18 protein-coding genes and 2 riboswitches are annotated in these 21,470 nt (G+C 48.8%); of the genes, 11 read left to right on the top strand and 7 right to left on the bottom strand.

What is annotated here, in order from left to right:
* Positions 1-17 precede the first annotated feature (17 nt).
* Genes ASG16_RS08370 through ASG16_RS08360 form a run of 3 tightly spaced genes read right to left on the bottom strand, consistent with a single transcriptional unit; the run spans position 18 to position 3,850 of the window.
* Positions 18-1,169, bottom strand: coding sequence for a Ger(x)C family spore germination protein (locus tag ASG16_RS08370; protein WP_056492015.1), 1,152 nt, complete (start codon positions 1,167-1,169; stop codon positions 18-20).
* Between the two features lies 1 nt (position 1,170).
* Positions 1,171-2,679: a spore germination protein gene (locus tag ASG16_RS08365; protein WP_056492012.1), complete on the bottom strand. Its 1,509-nt coding sequence runs from the start codon at positions 2,677-2,679 to the stop codon at positions 1,171-1,173.
* Complete coding sequence (locus tag ASG16_RS08360; protein ID WP_082517263.1) at positions 2,666-3,850, bottom strand: endospore germination permease; 1,185 nt, start codon at positions 3,848-3,850, stop codon at positions 2,666-2,668. Before ASG16_RS08360 ends, ASG16_RS08365 begins: the two co-directional genes overlap by 14 nt.
* 65 nt (positions 3,851-3,915) lie before the next feature.
* On the opposite strand from ASG16_RS08360, the gene ASG16_RS08355 reads away from it, so the two are divergent.
* From ASG16_RS08355 to ASG16_RS08345, 3 genes are read left to right on the top strand one after another with little or no spacing between them, the layout of a single operon-like run.
* The gene (locus ASG16_RS08355) at positions 3,916-5,460 is read left to right on the top strand and encodes a spore germination protein (protein ID WP_056492009.1); all 1,545 of its coding nucleotides are present in this window, start codon (positions 3,916-3,918) and stop codon (positions 5,458-5,460) included.
* Positions 5,460-6,560: a GerAB/ArcD/ProY family transporter gene (locus tag ASG16_RS08350; protein WP_056492006.1), complete on the top strand. Its 1,101-nt coding sequence runs from the start codon at positions 5,460-5,462 to the stop codon at positions 6,558-6,560. The genes ASG16_RS08355 and ASG16_RS08350 overlap by 1 nt, the downstream gene beginning before the upstream one ends.
* A complete protein-coding gene (locus tag ASG16_RS08345) occupies positions 6,557-7,675 on the top strand; it encodes a Ger(x)C family spore germination protein (RefSeq protein WP_056492003.1) in 1,119 nt (372 codons plus the stop codon). Before ASG16_RS08350 ends, ASG16_RS08345 begins: the two co-directional genes overlap by 4 nt.
* Before the next feature lie 52 nt (positions 7,676-7,727).
* Here ASG16_RS08345 and mtnD read toward each other — a convergent pair whose 3' ends face one another.
* The 4 genes from mtnD to ASG16_RS08325 are packed head-to-tail and all read right to left on the bottom strand — an operon-like array spanning position 7,728 to position 10,793.
* A complete protein-coding gene (mtnD, locus tag ASG16_RS08340) occupies positions 7,728-8,240 on the bottom strand; it encodes an acireductone dioxygenase (protein ID WP_015893125.1) in 513 nt (170 codons plus the stop codon).
* 13 nt (positions 8,241-8,253) lie between these two features.
* On the bottom strand, positions 8,254-8,910 hold the full coding sequence (locus ASG16_RS08335) for a methylthioribulose 1-phosphate dehydratase (protein ID WP_056492000.1): 657 nt from the start codon (positions 8,908-8,910) through the stop codon (positions 8,254-8,256).
* A gap of 3 nt (positions 8,911-8,913) precedes the next feature.
* Positions 8,914-9,582 carry a 2-hydroxy-3-keto-5-methylthiopentenyl-1-phosphate phosphatase gene (locus ASG16_RS08330; protein ID WP_056491997.1) on the bottom strand — a complete coding sequence of 223 codons (669 nt, stop codon included), beginning with the start codon at positions 9,580-9,582 and terminating at the stop codon, positions 8,914-8,916.
* Positions 9,579-10,793: a 2,3-diketo-5-methylthiopentyl-1-phosphate enolase gene (locus ASG16_RS08325; protein WP_056491994.1), complete on the bottom strand. Its 1,215-nt coding sequence runs from the start codon at positions 10,791-10,793 to the stop codon at positions 9,579-9,581. The genes ASG16_RS08330 and ASG16_RS08325 overlap by 4 nt, the downstream gene beginning before the upstream one ends.
* Positions 10,794-10,874: 81 nt before the next feature.
* Positions 10,875-11,051: riboswitch (SAM riboswitch) on the bottom strand.
* 172 nt (positions 11,052-11,223) lie between these two features.
* On the opposite strand from ASG16_RS08325, the gene ASG16_RS08320 reads away from it, so the two are divergent.
* The 8 genes from ASG16_RS08320 to ASG16_RS08285 all read left to right on the top strand — a co-directional run bounded on the left by ASG16_RS08320 (position 11,224) and on the right by ASG16_RS08285 (position 21,389).
* The gene (locus ASG16_RS08320; RefSeq protein WP_056491992.1) at positions 11,224-11,700 is read left to right on the top strand and encodes a sigma-70 family RNA polymerase sigma factor; all 477 of its coding nucleotides are present in this window, start codon (positions 11,224-11,226) and stop codon (positions 11,698-11,700) included.
* Complete coding sequence (locus ASG16_RS08315) at positions 11,700-12,875, top strand: anti-sigma factor (RefSeq protein ID WP_056491990.1); 1,176 nt, start codon at positions 11,700-11,702, stop codon at positions 12,873-12,875. Before ASG16_RS08320 ends, ASG16_RS08315 begins: the two co-directional genes overlap by 1 nt.
* 96 nt (positions 12,876-12,971) lie before the next feature.
* Positions 12,972-13,117: riboswitch (SAM riboswitch) on the top strand.
* 135 nt (positions 13,118-13,252) lie between these two features.
* Positions 13,253-14,482: an S-methyl-5-thioribose kinase gene (gene mtnK / locus ASG16_RS08310; RefSeq protein ID WP_056491987.1), complete on the top strand. Its 1,230-nt coding sequence runs from the start codon at positions 13,253-13,255 to the stop codon at positions 14,480-14,482.
* Positions 14,479-15,519 carry an S-methyl-5-thioribose-1-phosphate isomerase gene (mtnA, locus tag ASG16_RS08305; RefSeq protein ID WP_056491984.1) on the top strand — a complete coding sequence of 347 codons (1,041 nt, stop codon included), beginning with the start codon at positions 14,479-14,481 and terminating at the stop codon, positions 15,517-15,519. The genes mtnK and mtnA overlap by 4 nt, the downstream gene beginning before the upstream one ends.
* Before the next feature lie 98 nt (positions 15,520-15,617).
* Positions 15,618-16,193 carry a GNAT family N-acetyltransferase gene (locus ASG16_RS08300; protein ID WP_056491981.1) on the top strand — a complete coding sequence of 192 codons (576 nt, stop codon included), beginning with the start codon at positions 15,618-15,620 and terminating at the stop codon, positions 16,191-16,193.
* Positions 16,194-16,329: 136 nt separating this feature from the next.
* The gene (locus ASG16_RS08295) at positions 16,330-18,072 is read left to right on the top strand and encodes an ABC transporter ATP-binding protein (RefSeq protein ID WP_056492412.1); all 1,743 of its coding nucleotides are present in this window, start codon (positions 16,330-16,332) and stop codon (positions 18,070-18,072) included.
* A 19-nt stretch (positions 18,073-18,091) separates the two neighbouring features.
* Positions 18,092-20,176 (top strand): ABC transporter ATP-binding protein, encoded by a 2,085-nt coding sequence (locus ASG16_RS08290; protein WP_056491978.1) that lies wholly within the window; start codon positions 18,092-18,094, stop codon positions 20,174-20,176.
* A 28-nt stretch (positions 20,177-20,204) separates the two neighbouring features.
* A complete protein-coding gene (locus ASG16_RS08285) occupies positions 20,205-21,389 on the top strand; it encodes an MFS transporter (protein WP_056491975.1) in 1,185 nt (394 codons plus the stop codon).
* Positions 21,390-21,470: the final 81 nt, after the last annotated feature.

The raw sequence follows: 21,470 nt of genomic DNA, 5'->3' as shown, positions 1-21,470 counted from the left end.
CTTTGCTCCTTTCGTATTTAACGCACTTGCTTCACCTTCGAAATCCCGCCATCGTGAATTGTCACTTTGACGTTCACCGCTCCCAGAGAAGAATGCTGAAGCGGTAGTGCTCCATTTTGCTGCATTCGTTTCCATTCTTGCGGATATTTCCGATAAAGGGTGTGACCGAGCTGAAGCGTGTCCATCTGCTGCTCCCGACCTTTTTCGTACAGCCCTCGAATCTCCTCTTCAATTTTTTTCGCGGCTTCTTTTTCGATTTCCCGAACGGGGCTTATGTGCTGGTATTGTGGCATGAAACCTAGCAGCTCCACATCAATCTGAAACGTGACTTGATTGTCTCGCAACAGCGGCTGTATCTTTACTTTTGGTTTTTGCAGGACGAGGTTTGCGAGAGGTTGCTTGCCTTTTTTTACGGTCAGTAACGATCGGTTGGTATGTTCGTCTAACCAGCGCAATCCGAGCAGTTCAGAGCGCGGCCAGCATCCCTTGACCTCCTTGTTTTGCAGCATGCAGGCACCCGTTGTTTTAAGCTGGGGTAAAGGTTTGTTGTCCTCTGTCCAGGTCTTTCTGTTGATAGAGAGCATTGGCAAATAGACGACCTTGTTGGGCTCATCTCTTTTACTGACAAATTGAAACAGCTTCATCGGGTATATCACGGAGTTTTGCTTGTGAAGATCCTGTGGATTGGACAATTGCGAGTAAATGACAGGCTGGTTGAATACTTGCTTGGGCGTAAGAATATCCATCAGTGGATCTTTGGTCGCATACGTCCAGATTGTGTAACGAAATTCGTAAAACCGATCAAGCTCATCGATGACCTGATCGAGATGCTGGTGTTTCAGTACTTGTTCACTGAGAACCAGAGAGCGAATATGACTCCAAGTCATTTGCTCCTGATTTGTGGGATAGAGACTAAAGAGGGCGCTCACAAAAGAATCGCCGCTTCCTTTTGCAATGGCGACCCCACTGGCAGACCGCTCTCCTCCCGCTTCTTGTTTGGCGATGGTAGAGAAGCTCAATATTTGGGCATATACCTCGAACTTATTGTCCACATAATCGACCCCAAGTGCATTGACATAAAGCAGATTCTCAATTTCACGCGCGTTCCAGCAGCCACTTAGCAGGAGCGGAAGGAGGAGGAGGACAGCTATTGCGCGGATGTGAGCCATGTCAGGAGCCCTTCCTTTTTTTATGATTATGCAGAAACTCAGGACTTTTCTCCACTTTACGCCATGGTGTGCGGAACAGCGTTTTATACAAGTCAGGCCAAGAGGTCGGGGCAAGTGGAGACAAATAGTACACGCCAAAAGAGCGCATGTTGGAAAAGAACAGAACCATTGCGAGAAGCGACATCATGAAGCCAAACATCCCAAGAAGCGAGCATAAGAGCAATATCCCGAACCGAAACAGTGTGACCGACGAGACGATATGCTGATTGGATAACGTAAAGGTAGCCATTACGGAAAGCGCGACAATGACAAGACTCCCTGTGGAGGTTAATCCAGCCGATATCGCTGCCTGTCCGACGATCAGGCCTCCTACAACAGATAGTGTTTGACCGATGGACAGAGGAAGGCGCAAACCAGCCTCTTTGAATAGATCAAACAAGAGCACCATGAGCAAAACCTCCAAGGCAGCCGGCAATGGAACACCTTGTCTTGATTTGACGATGGTAGCAATGAGTGTATAGGGAAGCTGTTCCTGATGATATGTAATGAGTCCTACCCAAAAGCCGGGTAAAAAAAGGGCGATGATGACACAGGCGAGTCGTAGAATCCGAACAAATACGACGGAAAAAACAGAGGAGCTGTTATCTTCAGCAGCGTTTAGCAGCATGAAAAAGTTTACAGGACCAATAAGCGAAATGGGAGAGCCATCGACCAAAACAGCAAATCGTCCCTTTAACAGGGCATTCACCACATAATCGGGTCTTCCCGTGTATTGAAACTCAGGCAAAAGAGTAAAGGGTGATCGAGATAATCTTTCTTCTACTTGCATACCGCTAATGATGCCTTTGCTATCAAGAGCGTTCATTCTGTCTTGAATTTCTTTCAACAACGGCGGATCGATTTGGTCCTGCAAATATAACAAACCAACACGCGTATGCGTGTGGCTGCCGATGATATACGGGACGAATTTCAATTGATGCGTCCGCAGCCTTTTGCGGATGAGTCCCAGATTCGTATTTATTTCTTCTGTAAAGCCATCTCGGGGGCCGCTAATCGAGGCGTCCGTATTCGTTTCCTCGGGTTCGCGCCTGGGAGGATTGCCAGTCTCCACATAATAGACTGCTTGAAAGTCTTCAAACACCAGCAATAAATTTCCGGAAAAAACGTGCCTGCATATCCAATCGACATTCGTCGGCTGCGCCAGCTCATTCATGAAAAAGAGCCGTTTCTCAAATAACTCTTCTGCATGGAGAATGTCTTCGTTGACAAAAAGCTGAATGAGCTGCGGCATCAAGTACTCACTGATGTGATCTAAATCGCAAATGCAGTCGGCGTAGATAAAATGCACACGAGTGGGAGAGCGTCCTGGGACCAGCGTGTGTGTATCTATGCATACGTCATTACAGTCTTCAAACAAATCTTGAAACGCCTGTACAGAAATCGAGGGCAATTCTTTAACATCTGATGCTGGCGTATACCCTTTGACCTTGGCAAACCTACGATTCTTCATGTTGTTTCCTCCTAGGGGCGAAGGCTGTCAAGAGAGCGAAAACGACGGAAAGAGACAGGGCCAATACCAAAAGACTAGGCATAATCTGTTTCGATAAAAGGCTGTAATATTGAATCGCACTCATCGGATAGAGGGAGAGGGCAGAAGAGAAGAAAAAGAGCCCGATCAACCACCAAATCCGTTTCTTGCCATAAGGAATCATCAGGATCTCTACAATGAGCAAAAGCGATAGAGAAATTCGCGTAAAGGCACCGCTAAACCATTGGTATATACTCAGGAAATCGAGATGCTCGATATACAGGCCGATATTGGCGAGTCGCCATTCTTCATAGGCAGGATAGCGCAATTTTCCGGCTTTATCAGGACCGAATTCTACGATTGCCCCTAGGGTTGGCCCGAATGTAAGGCCAATCATGACAAACGCCAGGATGAATAGTTGATAGTACGGCACTTTGGATTGTAGATGGTGTTTCAAAAATAAAAAGAGGAGCAGCTCGACAAAGCCAGTGCCCGCATACATCATTCCTTTTAAAACAGGGGGCATCCCATTTTCCATGATGGGGAGGAGAAGACTGTAATCCTTGTTTGGAAAGTTGGTAGACATGACGAAAAATCCTAAAAGCACGACGAATGGCAAAAGGACAGATGAGGTAATGGCGATAGAGCGGATTCCAAACAGGGCATTTACGAGACACAGGACTGCAAACAAAATCGTATTTACCCCCAGAGGTGTTTCTGGAGCAAACGATAAATTGATCCAGGTAATTGTATCGGTCATCGTCATGGTGGCGATTGCGAAGCAGTAGATACATGTCAGTAGTGCCAAAACAAAATACAGAGGGAAGCCATAAGTCTGTTTCATCCACTGGAACAGATGCTCATTCTCTGTTTTTTTATAGACCGAATAGAGTAAACCAGTCCACAACAAGTAAAGCAGCCCAGCTAACAAAACCGAGATCCAGGAGTCTCTTTTGGCCGAATCTAGCATCATCGGAATGACGATGACATGGTTCATCAATCCGTTGGTTAAAAGCAGCATGACGACGATTTGTGTAAAAGATAATCCGTTTTTCATGATTTCCCCGCCAAAGTAATCTCGTACTCCCAACAGTATTTGCAGGGTGTTGGGATTTATTCGATTCAGCGGCAGAATGTGCCAAGTCGCATGCATATTTTGGGAAGCTCTCACGAACGCTAATGGAAACATACTTCGTAAAAGGGCGGGAGCTGTAGGAGATGGCGATGAGAGGGTGGCTGAGAAGAAAAAAGACATCTGTCAAAGACAGGATGAGCTACTCGAGTGAGCCTATCCGTGTCCGGGAAATCAGTGAGCGATTAAGTGATAACCTTGCGGAGCTGAATGCGATTTTTACGCTGACTCCCGATTTGGTCATTCGAACGTTTGCGTGCCAGCATATAGAGGGCATGGTTACACTCGTCTACTTGAATGGCTTGGTTGACAAAAATTCGATTAATAATAATGTGCTTCGTCCACTTTTGTCACACCCAGAGGGTGAGAAATCGACTCTTTTTGACCTGTTATCTGTCGGGAAGGTATCCGTTGCCTACGACTTTCGGAAAGTAGAAACCGAGATTTTGCTTGGGAGCAGTCTTTTATTTATCGAGGGTCGAAAAGAAGTTCTTGTGATCGAAACGAATGGATGGCCGCAACGGGCGATAGAAGATCCGCAGTTGGAGGCTGCGCTTAAGGGAGGACACCAAGGTTTTGTCGAAACGGACGCGCAGAACATTGCCCTCATTCGCCGCTATATCCCCAACCGTGAATTAAAAATAAAAGAAATGTGGTTGGGAGAACGAGGCCTTACAAAGCTATCAATCATGTACTTGGCTGATGTGGCGAATCCGGAAGTATTACAGGAGATGGAAGATCGGCTCAAGATGATCAAGGTTGACTCGATTCTCAATGCGTCTGAACTGGAGGAGTATATCGAGGATAATCCTTACTCGCTGTTTCCGCAGTTTTTGACCTCAGAGCGGCCCGACACAGTTGCCTCTCACATCTTGCAAGGGAAGATTGCTGTCGTTGTCGATCGCTCTCCAAGCGTATTAATCGGACCGGCTACTTTCGCTTCCTTTTTTCAAAGTGTGGATGATTATGGTACTCGCTGGCCTGTCGCCACGTTTATTCGCTTGCTTCGATATTTAGCTTTTTTGATTGCTACTTTTTTACCTGCGATTTATATTGCGTTGATTTCTTTCAATTATGAGGTGATCCCACTCGATTTGATTTTGTCAGTCGGAGAGTCCCGCGAAAGGGTTCCATTCCCACCCTTGTTAGAGGCATTTATTATGGAGCTCACACTGGAAATGCTCCGGGAATCGGGTATTCGCTTGCCGGCTCCTATTGGACAAACTGTGGGTATCGTGGGAGGTATCGTGATTGGTCAAGCGGTTGTGCAAGCAGGGATTGTGAGCAATATTATGGTGATCGTCGTTGCATTTACAGCGATCTCATCCTTTATTATTCCGAACTACGATATGGCCTCGGCAGTCAGGCTTATTCGTTTTTTAATGATGATCCTCGCTGCGATGTTTGGGTTCGTTGGAATTATTGTGGGATTAATGGCACTGATTGGCCATTTGATTACGCTGGAATCATTAGGCGTTCCTTATGGAGGCCCTCTTGCTCCTGTGCGCTTCGGTGATTGGAAAGATTTGTTTATCCGCCTGCCACTATGGAAAATGAAAGAGCGTCCCCTGTCAGCCCATACGATTGAAGAGGAAAGACAAGGCGATAATCGGCCAAGGGAGGACGGGTGATGAAAAAGTATACGTACAACCAATTGAGCATCCTCCAGTACATTCTCCTCATTCATGGGGCACAAGTAGGGATCGGCGTATTGACGATCCCCAGAGAATTGGCGGAGAAGGCGAGTACCGATGGTTGGATATCGCTTTTGATCGGATGGCTTGCGGCAACGCTAGTCAGTCTCGTCATCACGAACATGATGAAGCAGTACCCGGAGAAGACGATCATCGATATCTTCCCATTGATCCTGGGCAAGTGGCTCGGTCGTATCGCTATTGTTTTCATGTTCATTTATTGCGGGGTTGCAGCGTTCGTTTTGCTGATAAATGCCACGGGAATCATTAATGTTTGGCTCCTGTCTCAAACACCCGCCTATGTCGTCGTGTTCCTTTTTACGCTGCCGACTTATTTTGTTCTCCAGGGAGGGGTTCGCGCCATAGGAAGGTACGCCGAGCTCGTATTCTATCTTACGCTTTGGATACCTTTTGTTCTCACGACGGCTTATCGAGAGGTTCATTGGTTAAACTTGCTGCCAGTGATCAAGGAGGGCTGGCACCCGATATGGGAAGCGAGCAAATCCACCGTACTCTCCTTTCTTGGATTTGAGTTTGGTTATTTTGCCTACCCTTTTCTTCAAAAAAAGCAATATGCGCCTCTTGGCATTGTCATTGCGAATACATTGACGTTGTTCGTGTATCTGTCTGTCGTTGTCGTTTGCTTTGCATACTTTAGCCCCGATGAAATCACGCAGTATACATGGCCTACGCTCAATTTATGGAAAGCCATTGAGTTCCGCTTTTTAGAACGTGTCGATATTCTTTTTCTCTCTACTTATATGTTTATATTGTCAACGACTGCATTGCCGTACATCTATTTCTGTGTCTTTTCATCCAGTCAGTTATTCGGCATGAAGGATCACCGCAAGCATTTGCGCCTGTTCCTTCTTCTGGTTCCAGTGGTGCTATTGTTTTATACGCCATCCTTTATTGATCTGAAGAAATCGATACAAATTTGGAGCTATGCAGGCTTAGGCTTTGCTTATGCGCTTCCTCTACTGGCTTGGGGGCCGATCAGGCTATCGAAACGAGCAGAAAGGGGGGAAAAAGCATGAGGGCATTTGCTCAGATTCTGTTATTGAGCTTGCTGGTAACGATGTTGACAGGTTGCAGGGATCAGATCAATTTGGAGGATACCACTTTATCACTGATGGTCGGAATTGATTTGAACGAAAAAAATGAGCTTCTCTTTTATATCTCAAGCCCGGTGTTCAATCGGGAGGCGAAGGAAAAATCTGAGGAATACGGTATCCGGTCATCTACCATTAGAGAGTCGAGAATGGGTTTTGATGAGCGAGTGACAGGCTTGACCCAAGCAGGCAAAATTCAGGTGCTTGTGATGGGGAAAAAGCTGCTGGCTCACCCGGACTGGTTTCGGCTGCTGGATGTCGTTTTTCGGGATGCAAAATTCAGTGTCAACGCCCGCGTGGCTATGCTTGATGGTCCGTTGCATGAGTTGTTTGATTTTAAACCAAAGGACAAGCCTCGTCTAGCCATTCATGTAACAACGCTGATTGACACAGCCAATAAAAGAAATCTGACAGTAAAGACGAGGGCCCAGGAGCTCCATCGACAAATGTATGAAAAAGGGATGACACCTAGCTTGACTGAGTTGAAGAAAGAAAAGCGGGCGGTCAAGGTAGTGGGGACAGCTTTGTTAAAAAAAAATGGAACGTATGTAGGCTCGATAGAACCGCGGGATACGATTCTTTTGCAAACGCTGATCCATGAAAAACAAGGGGAATTGTCTATCACCATCCCGATTAAAGAGCCGAACGATCAAAAACAAATTACGAAAGACAGGATCAGCTTTTTTATCAAGGGGGTTCAAAAAAAAGTAAAAACATCCTATCAAAACGGTCGGTTTCATTTTGACGTTCATTTCAGGTTGCGAATTTCCATATCGGAGCGCATGTTTCCGTACGACATGGAAAAGGACTACAAAAAGATGGAGCGAATGATCAGTGACGAGTTGCAGAAGGATTACATGAAGTTAATCAAGAAATGCCAGGAAACCGGTACAGACCCGTTTGGGTTTGGTCTCTATGCGCGTGCTTATGAATATAAGGAATACAAAAAGGTAGAGGATGATTGGACGAAGGCTTTTTCCAATGCCACATTTGAAATCAAGTCTGATGTATCGATTAAGGGAAATGGTGTCGTAAAGTGAAGGCAGAAAGACAAAACCCCCTGGCAATCAGTAAATGCCAAGGGGTTCGTTATTAATAGATCGCTTCCCAGCCTGCAGGAGTGACGAACAGGCGAATCGCCTTGATTTTGCGGTCGTCCATCAGAGTGAAGTAGTGGCGGTAGTTCGGTGGTACGGAGATCAGATCGCCTGGCTCCAGCTCGACGTCGAAGTAGCGACCATCTTTGCCTTTGATGGCGAAAATGCCGTGACCATCAACGCAAAAGCGGCACTCATCGTCGGTGTGGTGATGCTCGCCCTTGAATTTCACCAGCAGCTCGTCGAGGTTAGGCGTTTTGTCAGAGAGGACGATAATGTCCGCTGTCAAATAACCGCGACGTTGGCTGATCGCATCGATTTCCGGCTTGAAGGTGTCGAGAATCTCTTGTTTTTCCTCGTCAGTCGGGCTGTAGTTATCACGGTGCTTCGGATCAAGGCGATCCACGCCCCATTTTTCGTAAATGATCTCTTGAGTGTCCAGGAAGGAGACAACTTCCTCGGGTGCTGAGATGTACTCATTGTTGTCGTGAAAACGAATTTGTGCCATCGTTTATTCCTCCTTAATTGGTGGTTGTAGTGGACACGACTGCTTGGCGCAATTGCAGCCAGCGGGCGTGATACTCGAATAGGAATTCAAAAGCCTCCAGGTGGCGCTTGGCCTCGAAGTCATTGCCGCCCCATGTGTAGATACCGTGGTTACGGATGAGTACGCCGGGAACCTCTGGTGTGATCACTTTTTCAATTTCGGCGGATAAGGTCGGAATATCGGCAAAGTTCTCAACAATCGGAACAGTAATGCGTGCGTTTTCTTCCCAGATTCCGAGTCCCTTGATCAGCTCTTGTCCTTGAATGGAGAAAGCGCGTTGTCCAAAGTACAGCTCGGAAATGAGGTTGTTCCATACGGTATGGACGTGGAAGCAAGCACCGGCCTTCGGGAACGATTTGTAGACGACGGCGTGGATGAGCGTTTCCGCGGAAGGCTTGAGCGTAGTTTCATCCACCGGACGCGAGTCTTGATCCACGACCAGATAATCTTCAGGGGACAGCTTGGTTTTGTCTTTACCGCTTGCCGTTACGGCAAATTGCAAGGGATCGTTTTGTATCTTAATCGAGAGATTGCCACTGGTGCCGGGAAACCAGTCCCGGCGGGCAAATGTCAGCTTGGCGTCATCCAGACGGCGAAAGGCATCCAGACGTTGTTCGAGTGTTGCGGTCATGAATTAGACAACCTCCTGTTGGACTTGCTGTAAAATGCGAATCACGTCGTGGAATGTGGCAAACTTGCTATGCGGCAATTGCAGCTCTTCCGCCTTTTCAGCGAGGAAGGAACGGGCAATCACATAGTCAGCGATTTTGGCTCCAGCCAAATCCGTGATAGAGTCGCCGATGACGATGCGGAAATGGGTTGCTGGATCGTAACGGCGGATGATTGTCGTCTTGCACATGCCGCAGCCGTTCGTGCAATGTTCATCGCAAGCGTTTGGCCACGTAATGGTGATGCGCTCTCCGCTGAAATCACTTCCATTGCAGTAAATCGGTACATCGGAGAGATCAAAAGGTGCCAGGATAGGCTCCAGGAAAAAGTCGATGCCGCCACTCGTGATCAACAGCTCGATGCCTTCTTCGCGACAATAGCTCACGAATTCAGCAAATCCCAGGCGAATCGTCGCTTCATGGACAATAAAATCGATAATGTCCTGGCGCAAGGAAGAGGGCAAGAGTTGGAACAGCTTGCCAACTCCTTCCTGAACGCTTATTTTTTGCGAAAGGATTTGCTCCGTCAAGGCTTCCCACTCAGGGGGAGCAAACTTGCGGACAATCGCTACAATGTTGTCTTTTTCGGTAATCGTTCCGTCGAAATCGCAGAACAGGACGAGCTTCTTGCTCATCGTGCGCCACCCCACTTTTCTAGGGCGATCGCCAGTTCTTGTGAATCAGCGGCGGCTTCTTCCAGTGTTCGGTTAGCGGTGACTGCCTCAATCGCAGCAACGAATGCTTTTGCTCCTGCGGTTGCTCCACCGGGATGACCGTGGATTCCGCCTCCTGCATTGACGATTTGATCCAGACCGAAGTCTTTATAAAGCTGTGGAACCAGTCCCGGATGAATACCGGCAGATGGAACCGGGAAGGAACGGCGTACACCATTCAGCGGGTCAGTCAAATGCTTGGCGAGCTGCAACGCTTCTGTTTTGTCCAAGGCGACATTGCCATATGGAGATGGGAAGAGCACCAAATCTGCCCCAGCTACACGCATCAACGTTCCGAGCAGAAGCGGGGTGGCGATACCGTAGTCGGGTGATGGATAGTAAGCGCCTGCCAATGCTGGATGCGCCATGATCGGTACGTGTACATCAGGATCGGCTGCCAAACGGTGCAGGGCATCGAAGCCAAAGGCCAGCACATTGAACAAGAGGCAGTCAGCACCCGCATCTACCGCACGTTTCGCTTTTTCGTTCAGCTCATGTACAGGTCCAGTCAGGTTGGCTGCATAGAGGACGGGCTTGCCTGTTTCGGCTTCGGTCTCCTGAGCGATCTGCTTGAACGCTTTGATCCTTTCGATAAAAGGAGCACGGTCATCTGCAAAGAAGATTTCGTCATCTTTCACCAGATCGACTCCGCCCAAGGCTTGTGCCCGGAATTGCGTTTTCAGGTCGTCGAAAGGAAGGCCCAGGCACGATTTGAAAATGCTCATCAAGAGCGGTCGGTTATGTGCTGCTAAACGTTCGCGCAGACCGTCAATGCCGAACTTCGGTCCAGGAAAAGCCTGAAGGAACGAGTCAGGAAAAGCGATGTCGACGAGCTTGATCTTGCCGTCCATCGATAGTTTGCCGAATATTCCGGTCAACAAGGATGGAATGTCTGCTGTAAAATTACGAGTCGGATAGCTGACGGTAATCAAACCGCGTGTTTCTCCGTTTTCCAGTGTCTCAAGTGGTGTCGCGCTCACGGCTTCACCAAGATACGGCGCTAACTCAGCTTGCTTGGCAAGCGGCAGGTCCGTCCAGGAACCGACTGTCATGCCGACAGCAATGGCCTGCGCTTTCTTGTTCAAGTCTTTTGCTTGTGTGAGATAGGTGACGAGGATACGTTGTTCACTCATGGTACGTCTAATCCTCCTTGTATAAATTAAAAAAGCCTCCCCATTGAGCGGGGAGGCGGTTGTCGACTAGGAAAGCGTCTCGTCTCATCTCTCGGGTCAGTAGCCGAGAGGAGCCAAAAAAGCTCGATCTCGACTCTTATCCGTTGGAATTAGCACCGTTTCGCTATCCAAGGTACGCATCATCAGCGTACGATTCATGGTATAGCGCCGGTTGCCGGGCATCATAGGGCCAGTCCCTCAGCCAGCTCGCGATAAGAGTTATTCGTTTCCCCCATGATATGACGTTCATTGTCAGGAGTCAATCTTTGTTTTTGCAGAGAATGTGCAGCGGATTATTAGAAAAATAAGACGAAGGTGAAACTTTTTGGCAATTCTTTCGTGGTAAGGGAGGAAGGGGTGTGAACGGCTTGGGAAAGTAGGTCTGGAGGATGTGTACCAGCTGCATGTAAACGATATTTACCGCTATCTTTTCCGGCTGACACGAGATGAGAGACTGGCAGAGGATTTGACACAGGAAACCTTTTGTCGCGCCTTCTCTTCCTTGGACGACTACCGTGGGGAAAAAGTACGGCCCTGGCTGTTCAAGGTGGCCTATCACGCTTTCGTGGACGGTTATCGCAAGAAGACGAAACAACGATTCGCCTTTGTGGAAGCCTTGCCAGAGCGACGTGATCATTCGGTGGTTGATCCGGCAGAGCATGTCGTGAACAAAGAGCTGTGGGAAGTGGCCCATGACTATTTGGAGCAACTTCCGGAAAAGCAGAGACAGGTCATTTTGTTGTTTGCCATGCAGTTTTCCTACGCGGAAATGGCAGAGGTACTCGGAATCGAGCTGGCAGACGTCAAGCGTTCCTTGTTTCGGGGGCGACAAAAGATGCGGCAGTTGTGGAGGGAGGAAAACCGGTGATGAACAAGGATGATCGCGAGCAAAGACTGCTTGCTTATTTGCGTGGGGAAATGGCGGGAGAAGATTCAAAACAATTCGAGGAGGAAATAGCCGCTGACGAGGAATACGCACAGCGGTTGGAGAGGCTTTTGTTGGGGGAAGAAACGAGAGAGGACAACGTGAAAACAAAACAGCCTGAAACACTGTCGGCTGAAAAACAGCGTGCGATTGTTCGACGGGGGAAATGGAAAAATCGGTTGTCCAACGCAGGATTCACCATAGGGCTTCCCTTTTTGGCCGGAGTTGTGTTGCTGATTCTGAATGGCTGGGTTGGGTCACTGATGCATGAAGATCTGTTCCGCGTTGCGAAGTCGATGGTCAATTTTACTCAACCAGGTGTGAGAGTGGGGAGTAGTGGTTCACAGGTCGGATTGCTGTACGGAAACATCAGCATGGAGCTACGCGAGCGGGTTGGGGGAGAAGAAAAGAACGCGGGCCGATTTGAGAGTACGAATGTGCTATGGAACGTGAAAGCCAAGCCGCAATGGACGGACGGGGTCAGGGAGCAAAAGCTGTTTTTCCGTTATCCGACAGAGGGGGAAACGGAGGATACCATGTCTCTCACTTCGGCTGCCTGGACGACGATGGAGAAGCTGCCCGAGGGTACCGTTTCGCAGCTTGCGATTTCTTTTGATCACTTTTTGACGTATGACGAGTACTATAAACTGGTTACCCGCCATGTTACCTCTTCTGGACAAGATACAGTTTGGTTTGCGGTAGATACAGGAGTAGAGCTCAAGCAAGCTGAAAGTGATGCCGGAGATGTGCTGTTTGGTTCCGGGGAAGTATGGGGATTTGCCCAGCGGGAAATGGATTACGGTGGTGCATATGAAAAAGGGGATGGGGACAAGGTAATCGCAAACTATCTGGAGGAGATGAGGTATTTGTCAGAGCAAGAAGAACTGGCTCGCGATATCGGAAAATCCTTACTCTTTGGCAGAGATCTACAGATAGCAGAGCGATACAACTACATGCAGCAAAACGGAGTGCGAATCTACGGAGCCGTCCTCACTGGACCTACGAAAGAACTACTGAAGCTCAAGTCCGAAAAGTCGATAACAGCAGCGTTTCTTGGCAAGGTAGACTGGTGGAATTGGGAGCGACCTGCGGCATCCGGAACACAATACAGCTACTGATAGCAAGGTGCGAATTTTTGCACAAAAGGGTGTTGACATCGTGGAAGCGTTGGTTGTATGATTCAAACTAAATCAAAAACCGAATACGTTTTGGATACCTTATCCAGAGAAGGTGGAGGGACTGGCCCGATGATACCCGGCAACCGACATGACGCCATTCAGACGCGAGGAAGCGACTGATTGACAGGCGACATGCACGGTGCTAATTCCTGCAGAAACAAAAGTGGTCTGGAAGATAAGGGGGACATCAACACGGTTCTTACACGTGACGACAGCGACCTCTTTTCTTCGGGAAAAGAGGTCTTTTTATTGCTCCAGGTACTCAAACAAAACAAGTAGAGATAGAGGAAAAATACGTAGAGGGGAGTTTTGGAATCATGGCATATCGCGCATTGACTGAACAGGAAGCAGTGGAGTACGTAAAAGGAATACCGGGTCTTTTTAGCGAAGGAGCCGAGCTGACCAGCCGCGAAATCGGGGATGGCAACCTCAATCTGGTTTTTGACATTCAGGAGCCGGCAACCGGTAAGAGCGTCATTGTCAAGCAAGCACTGCCTTTTGCCCGCGTCGTGGGAGAATCCTGGCCGCTTACGATTGATCGGGCTCGCATCGAGAGCGAGGCACTCCGCATTCAGCACAAATACGTTCCAGACTTGGTGCCGCAGGTGTATCACTTCGACGGGGAGCTTGCGTTGACTGTCATGGAAAACGTCGGGGACCACATCATCATGCGTAAAGGTCTGATCGAAGGAAAGCGGTACCCACTATTCGCAAAGCAAATTGGCCGTTTTCTCGCGCAAACGTTGTTTTTCACATCCGATCTGGGCGCACATCCATACGATAAAAAAGCGCTAGTCGGAACATTCATAAATCCAGAATTATGCAAAATCACAGAAGACCTCGTCTTTACCGATCCATATGAAAATGCGCCTACCAACGACTTCAACCCGTTGATCCGCCGCGAAGTCGAGGCGATCTGGAGCAACAGGCCGCTGAAGCTGGAAATCGCCAAGCTGAAATACGATTTCCTTACGCGCGCAGAAGCGCTGCTGCATGGTGACTTGCATACCGGAAGTATTTTCATCACGGAAAACAGCCTGAAGGCAATCGATCCAGAGTTCGCTTACTACGGCCCAATCGGCTTTGACATTGGGGCGATTATAGCCAATCTGCTGCTCAACTACGCAGGACAGCACGGTCTGCAAAAAGATCAAGGAGAACGGGAAGCGTACCGCGAATACTTACTGGAAACGGTCGAGGATGTCTGGAATGAATTCGTTTCGCAATTCGTTCAGCTCTGGCACAAGCACGCCAAAGAGCGCAGCGCCCATGTCGAAGGACTGTGGCAAAGCTACGTGAAGCGCTTGATTCAGGATACAGCAGGCTATGCCGGATGCAAAATCTTGCGTCGTGTCATCGGCTTGGCAGGTGTAGCGGACCTGAATGCCATTGAAGACGACCGGACTCGCGCAGAAGCAGAGCGTCTGGCTCTCTCGATTGGAGAAGCGCTGATTCTTGGTCGCGGCAACATAGACGAATCGACAGATATCACGGACATCGTACGCACTGTGACCGAACGTTACTATCAGGAGGCTACTACAGTATGACAACCAGCACCCAATTGGCACCTGTTAAGTGGGAGAATGACGCATTGGTCTTGCTTGACCAGACGCGTCTGCCAGTAGAAACGATCTATTTGAACTTGACTACCTCCGAGCAAGTATGGGGTTCCATCCGTCGTTTGGAAGTGCGTGGCGCACCAGCGATTGGCATGGCGGCGGCTTACGGACTCTACCTTGGGATTCGTGACAGTGAAGCGAGTAACTACGACGAGTTTTGGCAGGAACTGAACCGGCAGGCAGACTACCTGGGCTCTTCCCGTCCGACAGCCGTGAATCTGTTCTGGGCATTGGATCGCATCAAAGCTCGTGTTGAAAAAGAAAGCGGTGGGTCGATTGCAGATTTGAAGACGGCAGTGCTTGATGAAGCACTGGCGATTCAAAAGGAAGACGCTGAAGTATGCCGGACGATCGGAGAGCATCTGCTCACACTGTTGCATGACGGTATGGGAATTCTCACGCACTGTAATCCAGGGGCATTGGCTACAGCAGCGTACGGTACGGCTACCGCTCCCTTTTATTTGGCAAAGGAACGCGGCTGGAACCTGAAGGTGTACGCGGACGAAACCCGTCCTGTCCTGCAAGGCGCTCGTCTCACTGCATTTGAATTGCAGCAAGCAGGGATTGATGTGACGCTGATCTGCGACAACATGGCCGCGATGGTTATGTCCCAAGGGAAAATAGAGGCTGTCATCGTGGGTACAGACCGCGTAGCAGCGAATGGCGATGTCGCCAACAAGATCGGTACCTATGGGGTAGCGGTATTGGCAAAAGCTCACGGCATTCCTTTTTACGTGGCAGCTCCGTTGTCCTCTGTTGATCTGGAGACAGCGACAGGCGCAGATATTCCGATTGAAGAGCGTCCAGCCGAGGAAATTACCCATGGCTTGGGCAAACAGGTAGCTCCAGACGATATCAAGGTGTACAATCCTGCGTTCGATGTAACGCCTGCGAAGTACATTACAGCGATCGTCACGGAGACAGGCATTTTCAAACCAGAAGAGATCGGCAATAGCAAAAAATAAAAGAACTATTTTAAGCGTTCGCCCTGTTGTTACTGGCGGGCGCTTTTTGCTCATTTTGGTGTTTTCCAGTAAAATAGCCAAGAAAAGGGGAGATTCGTATGCAACCGGTTCAACGGATAGCCATCAATGAAGATACGTACTTGAAACAATTGGAATTAGCTGATGCTGAGGAGTTATTTTTGCTTACGGATTCGAACCGGGAGAACCTTATGGAATGGCTGCCGTGGCTGAATTATACGAAGAAGGTAGAGGATTCGCGCCAATTCATCCAAGCGACAATCAACCAGTACAACGATAATCGCGGCATCAACTACGGTATTTGGTACCAAGGACGTCTGGCTGGTACAGTCGGTGTACATACGGTGGATTGGATTAACAAAAAGACGTCCATTGGCTATTGGCTGGGTGCGCAATTTCAGGGCAAGGGCTTGATGACAGAAGCAGTGGCGACTTACTTGGACGTATTGATCTTCGGGTCATGGGATTTGGAAAAAGTAACGATTCAGGCTGCTACGGAAAACTTTAAGAGCAGATCGATTCCGGAACGATTAGGGTTTCAACTGGAAGGGATACTGCGTAGGAATGAATTTCTTTACGATCATTACGTGGATCATGCCACTTACAGCCTGCTAAAAGAAGAATGGCTCGACTGGAAAACCGATAAAAAATCTTAGATTGAACTGTATACTTCGATTGACAATGAAAATTCTGTAAATTACGATGGTGAAGACAGATCAAGAGGGCTGCGTGTGATTCGCAAGCCCTTTTTTAGTCGTGCTGTTAGGCTTGAAAAAAATAGAGGTGAAATACATGCAGACACTTCGGCAATTATCTTGGTTTTTCCGTGCCTATTGGAAACGGTACGTCATTGGAATCGCTGTGCTGTTTATCATCGATGTGCTCATGCTTTGGCCGCCGAAATTAATTGGCGACACGGTAGATTCGATTCGCAACAGTTCCCTGACGGACGCTGACTTGACGCTAACAGTGGTCATCTTGCTCATTTTGGGTGTTAGCTTGTATGGATTGCGGTTTCTCTGGCGGTACTTGTTAAATGGAGGAGCTTTGATACTGGAGAGGACGTTGCGTGAGCGACTGTTTGCCCATTTGACGAGAATGACCCCGTCGTTTTTTCATCGCAAACGCAGTGGCGATCTGATGGCCGTCGCTACCAACGACATTCCTGCCATTGAACAAACGGCCAGTACAGGGGTGCTTACGCTTGTCGATGCGCTGTTCATGACCGTGTTAACGCTGGGCGTCATGGTGACCGCGATTGATTGGAAGCTGACGCTGGCTGCGCTGATCCCGATGCCGTTTTTGGCTTGGTCAACGGCGTACTATGGAAGGTTGCTGCATGAGCGCTTTTACTTGGCGCAGGAAGCATTCGGAGAGATGAATGATCATGTCCAACAATCTGTGTCAGGCGTTCGGGTATTGAGAGCGTTTGTACAGGAAAAGGCCGATATCGAGGCGTATCGCCGGGTCAGTGAAAAAACGTTGGAGCGAAATGTGAGTGTTTCGCGGATCGACGCCCTGTTCGAGCCGACGATCGGGATTATTATTGGCTTCAGCTTTTTGATCGGGCTGGGCTATGGGACGTATTTGGTGTTCACCAGCGCCATCTCCTTAGGGGATTTGGTTGCGTTCAATTTATACTTGGGTCTTTTAATTTGGCCGATGTTCGCTTTTGGGTGGCTGGTCAATGTGTTGCAACGCGGTGGTGCTTCCCACAAGCGTTTCACAGAACTAATGGTGGAGCAGCCAGATGTGACGGAGGCAGCGAATCCGGTCACGAGCCAAATCGCCAATACTGTAGAAGCACGCCATTTTTCTTTTACGTATCCGGGCACTGACAAGCCGGCACTCACCGACATCTCGTTTCGTTTGGGCGAAGGAGAGACGCTTGGGATTGTCGGACGGACAGGAAGTGGTAAGTCGACGCTATGCCGTGCCTTATTGCATCAATATCAGATGAAGGAACAAGCTCTGTTTATCGGGGGCATCCCGATCGAAGGACTCGCATTCGATACGCTGCGGGAAAAAATCGGCTACGTGCCTCAGGAGCATCTGCTGTTCTCACGGACGATTGTCGAAAATGTTGCATTCGGGAAACCACAAGCGACGACCGAGGAAGTGAAGCATGCGTTGGAGCTTGCGGAGATGAAGAGAGATATGGAGCAATTCAGAGATGGATTGCAAACCATGGTTGGAGAGAAGGGGGTCACCCTCTCAGGGGGGCAAAAACAGCGCATTTCCATAGCACGCGCTCTTTTGATGGATGCGGGTATCCTGATTCTCGATGATTCGTTATCGGCTGTTGACGCCCGGACTGAGGAGAGCATCCTTCGTCATCTGCGGCAGGAGCGCGCGGATAAAACGACGATTATTACCGCTCATCGTCTGTCTGCCGTTCAGCATGCCCAACTGATTCTCGTGCTGGATGAGGGGCAAATCGTCGAACGGGGGACACATGACGAGCTGATGCAGCGCAAAGGCTGGTATGCAGAGCAGTACCGTCGTCAGCAAATGGAACAGGATGTGGCTGGTTGAGAGAGGGGGAAAGCGTTTCATGAGCAAAGAAAATGTATGGGGGCGTTTGACCGAGTACGCCAGGCCATTTCAAAAGCAAATACTGGGGGCGCTGTTCCTGCTCTTGCTGGGAACGAGTGCAGAGTTGGCAGGTCCTTTTTTAGCCAAGGTCATGATTGATAATCACATCCTGGCGATCCAAAAGCCTTGGTATCAACTGGACGAAGTGCCACCACAAGCAGCGGGGCAAGTCGCCTCACTGAACGGTACGAACTATATTCGTGAAGATGTTGCAGCAAAGACGGGTCTTGCTTTGGACAGTATCAAGCAAAAGGAAGTAAGCGTGCTGACAGAAGGCACGACCTATTACTTGGTTTTAGGCAAGGTGAATCCAAACACACAGAAGCAATTCACTCCGATTGCGCCAGAAAACGGCAGGGAGCGCTTCGAGGTAACAACGAAGGAGCAATCAGGTCAAAAGATGACCTCCACAGGCATTCGGCTGACCGCAGAGGAAGTCAAGGCGATGTATCAGGGGGATGTCCTGCCCATTGTCTGGCTGTCCGTAGGTTATGGAGCACTGATCTTGCTTTCTGCTGGATTCAATTACGTCCAGATTTTGTGGCTGCAAAAGATCGCTCAGCGCATCATTCAGCAAATGCGGATGAAGCTGTTTATCCATTTGCAGAAGCTCCCGGTTGCCTTTTTTGACAAAACGCCAGTAGGTGCGCTCGTCTCCCGTGTGAGCAATGATACAGAAGCCATCCGTGAGCTGTATGTAAGTGTGCTCGCCACATTTGTACAAAACGGTCTTTATTTGATTGGAATCTTGATCGCGCTCTACATCTTGCAGCCTGAGCTCGCCCTCTTCTGCTTTTTGACTGTGCCAGTGCTCGTACTGTTAGTCTACGTGTATCAAAAGTACAGTTCTCGCTACTATTCGGTGATTCGCGCGAAGCTCGGTGATATGAACACAACGATCAATGAAATGATCCAGAACATGACGATCGTGCAGGCTTTTCGTCGGGAGAAGGGTGTACAAAAGGAGTTCGCTGATGTAAACGAAGACTACTTCAAGGTGCGGATGAAAGAGATCAATCTGGAATCCTTGCTTTTGCGCCCAGCGGTAGATTTGATTTGGAAAGTTTCCTTGACACTGATCGTCTGGTATTACGGCTCGACCTCCTTCCACAGCGCGATTTCCTTTGGTGCGCTTTTTGCTTTTGTCGATTACATGGGCCGTTTTTTCGAACCGATCAACATGATCATGAATCGGTTATCACAAATGCAGCAGGCGACCATTTCGGCGGGGCGCGTCTTCGAAATTATGGATGAGACCACGGAGAAGAAAGAAACGGGTGCACAAATCGAGCGCCCGCGTGGAGAGGTTGTTTTTGATAACGTATCTTTTGCTTATCAAGGTGACGATTACGTCTTGAAAAACGTCTCCTTTACGGCGCAGCCTGGTCAGACGATTGCGTTGGTGGGACACACCGGATCGGGAAAAAGCTCTTTGATGAATTTGCTGCTCGGGTTCTATCCGGTGACGAAAGGGAGCATTTTAATCGACGGCCAAGATATGAGACAGATTGATACGCACTCATTGCGCAGTCATGTCGGACTCGTTTTGCAGGACCCGTTCTTGTTTACGGGAAGCATTGGATTCAATATTCGTATGTACAAGGATACGATTACGGATGAAGAAGTAAAGCGGGCTGCAAAAGCTGTACGTGCTGACGAATTCATTTCCAAGCTACCGGGTGGTTATGACGAACCAGTCGTCGAGCGAGGCATGACGCTATCCGCAGGCCAACGCCAATTGATCTCTTTTGCCCGGGCACTGGCTGCTGATCCTGCGATGCTGATCTTGGATGAAGCAACGGCAAGCATTGACAGCGAAACAGAGCTAGCCATTCAGGAAGCGTTGCATGTACTATCAAAAGGTAGGACGACATTTATCATTGCACATCGATTGTCGACGATTCAGCACGCCGACCAGATTCTTGTTTTGTCCCGGGGAGAAATCATGGAGCGAGGTACACATGATGAACTCATGGCGCAAAATGGTCTTTATCAAAAAATGTATCAGCTTCAACAGGGGAGTGCTTCCGTAGAGAGTGCTTAGTAGGGAGCTAGGAAGGAGAAACAACACCATGTCACAGTCACGTTACACCTTTTGGGTGTTGATTTTGGTTGTTGGTATTGCGGGGTTAAGCCAAGGCTTGACGATCCCGATGCTGACGGTTTTATTGGAAAAACAAGGTGTATCATCCGTGATGAACGGACTCAACGCCGCTGCCTTGTATATCGGGATGGTCATGGTCAATCCATTTTTGGAAATCCCACTGCGGCGGATTGGATACCGATCCACGATATTATGGGGGTTGCTGTTGGTGACAATCGCAACAGCACTCATCCCGATGTTTAGCCATTTGGCGGTCTGGTTCGTATTACGCTTACTGATGGGTGTGGGCGATAGCGGATTACATTACGCCAGCCAGATGTGGGTGACCAAGATTGCTGCTCCCGAGAATCGTGGACGCGATCTTTCCATTTACGGGCTGGCATATGGCGTGGGCTTTAGTATTGGTCCATTAGGCTTAAGCGTGCTGCATTTGGGGATTTGGGTACCTTTTGGCGGCTTGCTCATTCTGTATCTGATTGCCTTCTTATTATTATCCCGAATCAAAAATGAGTTCCCTGCACAGATTGAACAAACGGAAAAGAAGCAAAACAAGTATGCATTTGTTTTGCGACTTGCCTGGCTGGCACTGATTCCTTCGTTTTTGTTCGGATTCATGGAGACGTCACTCAACGGCAGTTTTCCCGTTTATGCCTTGCGTACCGGCTTGTCCGTTGAATGGGTTTCCTTGATCCTTCCGTCGTTTGTTGTGGGAAGTATTATCTTGCAGATGCCGCTGGGGGCATTGAGTGACCGTATAGGACGCAAGCAGGTCATGCTCGTGTGTGCCCTTGTAGGGGGATTGGCCTTCTTCCTGTTCCCGTTTGCAGGTGAAAACGTATGGCTGATGATGCTGTTGTTGGCCATAGCAGGAGCGGCAGTCGGTTCCTTTTACTCGCTAGGCTTGGCTTTTTCGGCAGATATTTTACCAGCATCGATGGTTCCTACCGCAGGAATTATCGCGGGCGTCAATTTTGGTGTCGCCAGTATTTTGGCTCCGAATGTGAATGGTCTGCTGATGGACGTGTGGGAGCCGTGGACGATCTTTTGGCTGATGGGATCGCTGCTCATTGTTTTTGCGGCAGCATGTCTATTTTTCAAACAAAAAGCAACCCAGGAACAGACGTATTCGATGCCGTTGCAAAAACAGGGGTAAAAACAATAATGGATAAGCTTCGCCAAGCTTTTGGCGGGGCTTTTATTTTTTTTTGCCCAAAAAAAGCATAAACGGGCATCA

This window comes from Brevibacillus sp. Leaf182 (assembly GCF_001423865.2).
Lineage (GTDB): Bacteria > Bacillota > Bacilli > Brevibacillales > Brevibacillaceae > Brevibacillus > Brevibacillus brevis_C.
Note: the sequence above shows the minus strand (reverse complement) of the source record. Positions and strands in the feature narration are given on the sequence as shown.

Coding starts and splice junctions, on each gene's coding strand:
- ASG16_RS08370 (WP_056492015.1), bottom strand. CDS start 1,169: ATGGCTCACATCCGCGCAATAGCTGTCCTCCTCCTCCTTCCGCTCCTG.
- ASG16_RS08365 (WP_056492012.1), bottom strand. CDS start 2,679: ATGAAGAATCGTAGGTTTGCCAAGGTCAAAGGGTATACGCCAGCATCA.
- ASG16_RS08360 (WP_082517263.1), bottom strand. CDS start 3,850: ATGCATGCGACTTGGCACATTCTGCCGCTGAATCGAATAAATCCCAAC.
- ASG16_RS08355 (WP_056492009.1), top strand. CDS start 3,916: ATGGCGATGAGAGGGTGGCTGAGAAGAAAAAAGACATCTGTCAAAGAC.
- ASG16_RS08350 (WP_056492006.1), top strand. CDS start 5,460: ATGAAAAAGTATACGTACAACCAATTGAGCATCCTCCAGTACATTCTC.
- ASG16_RS08345 (WP_056492003.1), top strand. CDS start 6,557: ATGAGGGCATTTGCTCAGATTCTGTTATTGAGCTTGCTGGTAACGATG.
- mtnD (WP_015893125.1), bottom strand. CDS start 8,240: ATGGCACAAATTCGTTTTCACGACAACAATGAGTACATCTCAGCACCC.
- ASG16_RS08335 (WP_056492000.1), bottom strand. CDS start 8,910: ATGACCGCAACACTCGAACAACGTCTGGATGCCTTTCGCCGTCTGGAT.
- ASG16_RS08330 (WP_056491997.1), bottom strand. CDS start 9,582: ATGAGCAAGAAGCTCGTCCTGTTCTGCGATTTCGACGGAACGATTACC.
- ASG16_RS08325 (WP_056491994.1), bottom strand. CDS start 10,793: ATGAGTGAACAACGTATCCTCGTCACCTATCTCACACAAGCAAAAGAC.
- ASG16_RS08315 (WP_056491990.1), top strand. CDS start 11,700: ATGAACAAGGATGATCGCGAGCAAAGACTGCTTGCTTATTTGCGTGGG.
- mtnK (WP_056491987.1), top strand. CDS start 13,253: ATGGCATATCGCGCATTGACTGAACAGGAAGCAGTGGAGTACGTAAAA.
- mtnA (WP_056491984.1), top strand. CDS start 14,479: ATGACAACCAGCACCCAATTGGCACCTGTTAAGTGGGAGAATGACGCA.
- ASG16_RS08300 (WP_056491981.1), top strand. CDS start 15,618: ATGCAACCGGTTCAACGGATAGCCATCAATGAAGATACGTACTTGAAA.
- ASG16_RS08295 (WP_056492412.1), top strand. CDS start 16,330: ATGCAGACACTTCGGCAATTATCTTGGTTTTTCCGTGCCTATTGGAAA.
- ASG16_RS08290 (WP_056491978.1), top strand. CDS start 18,092: ATGAGCAAAGAAAATGTATGGGGGCGTTTGACCGAGTACGCCAGGCCA.
- ASG16_RS08285 (WP_056491975.1), top strand. CDS start 20,205: ATGTCACAGTCACGTTACACCTTTTGGGTGTTGATTTTGGTTGTTGGT.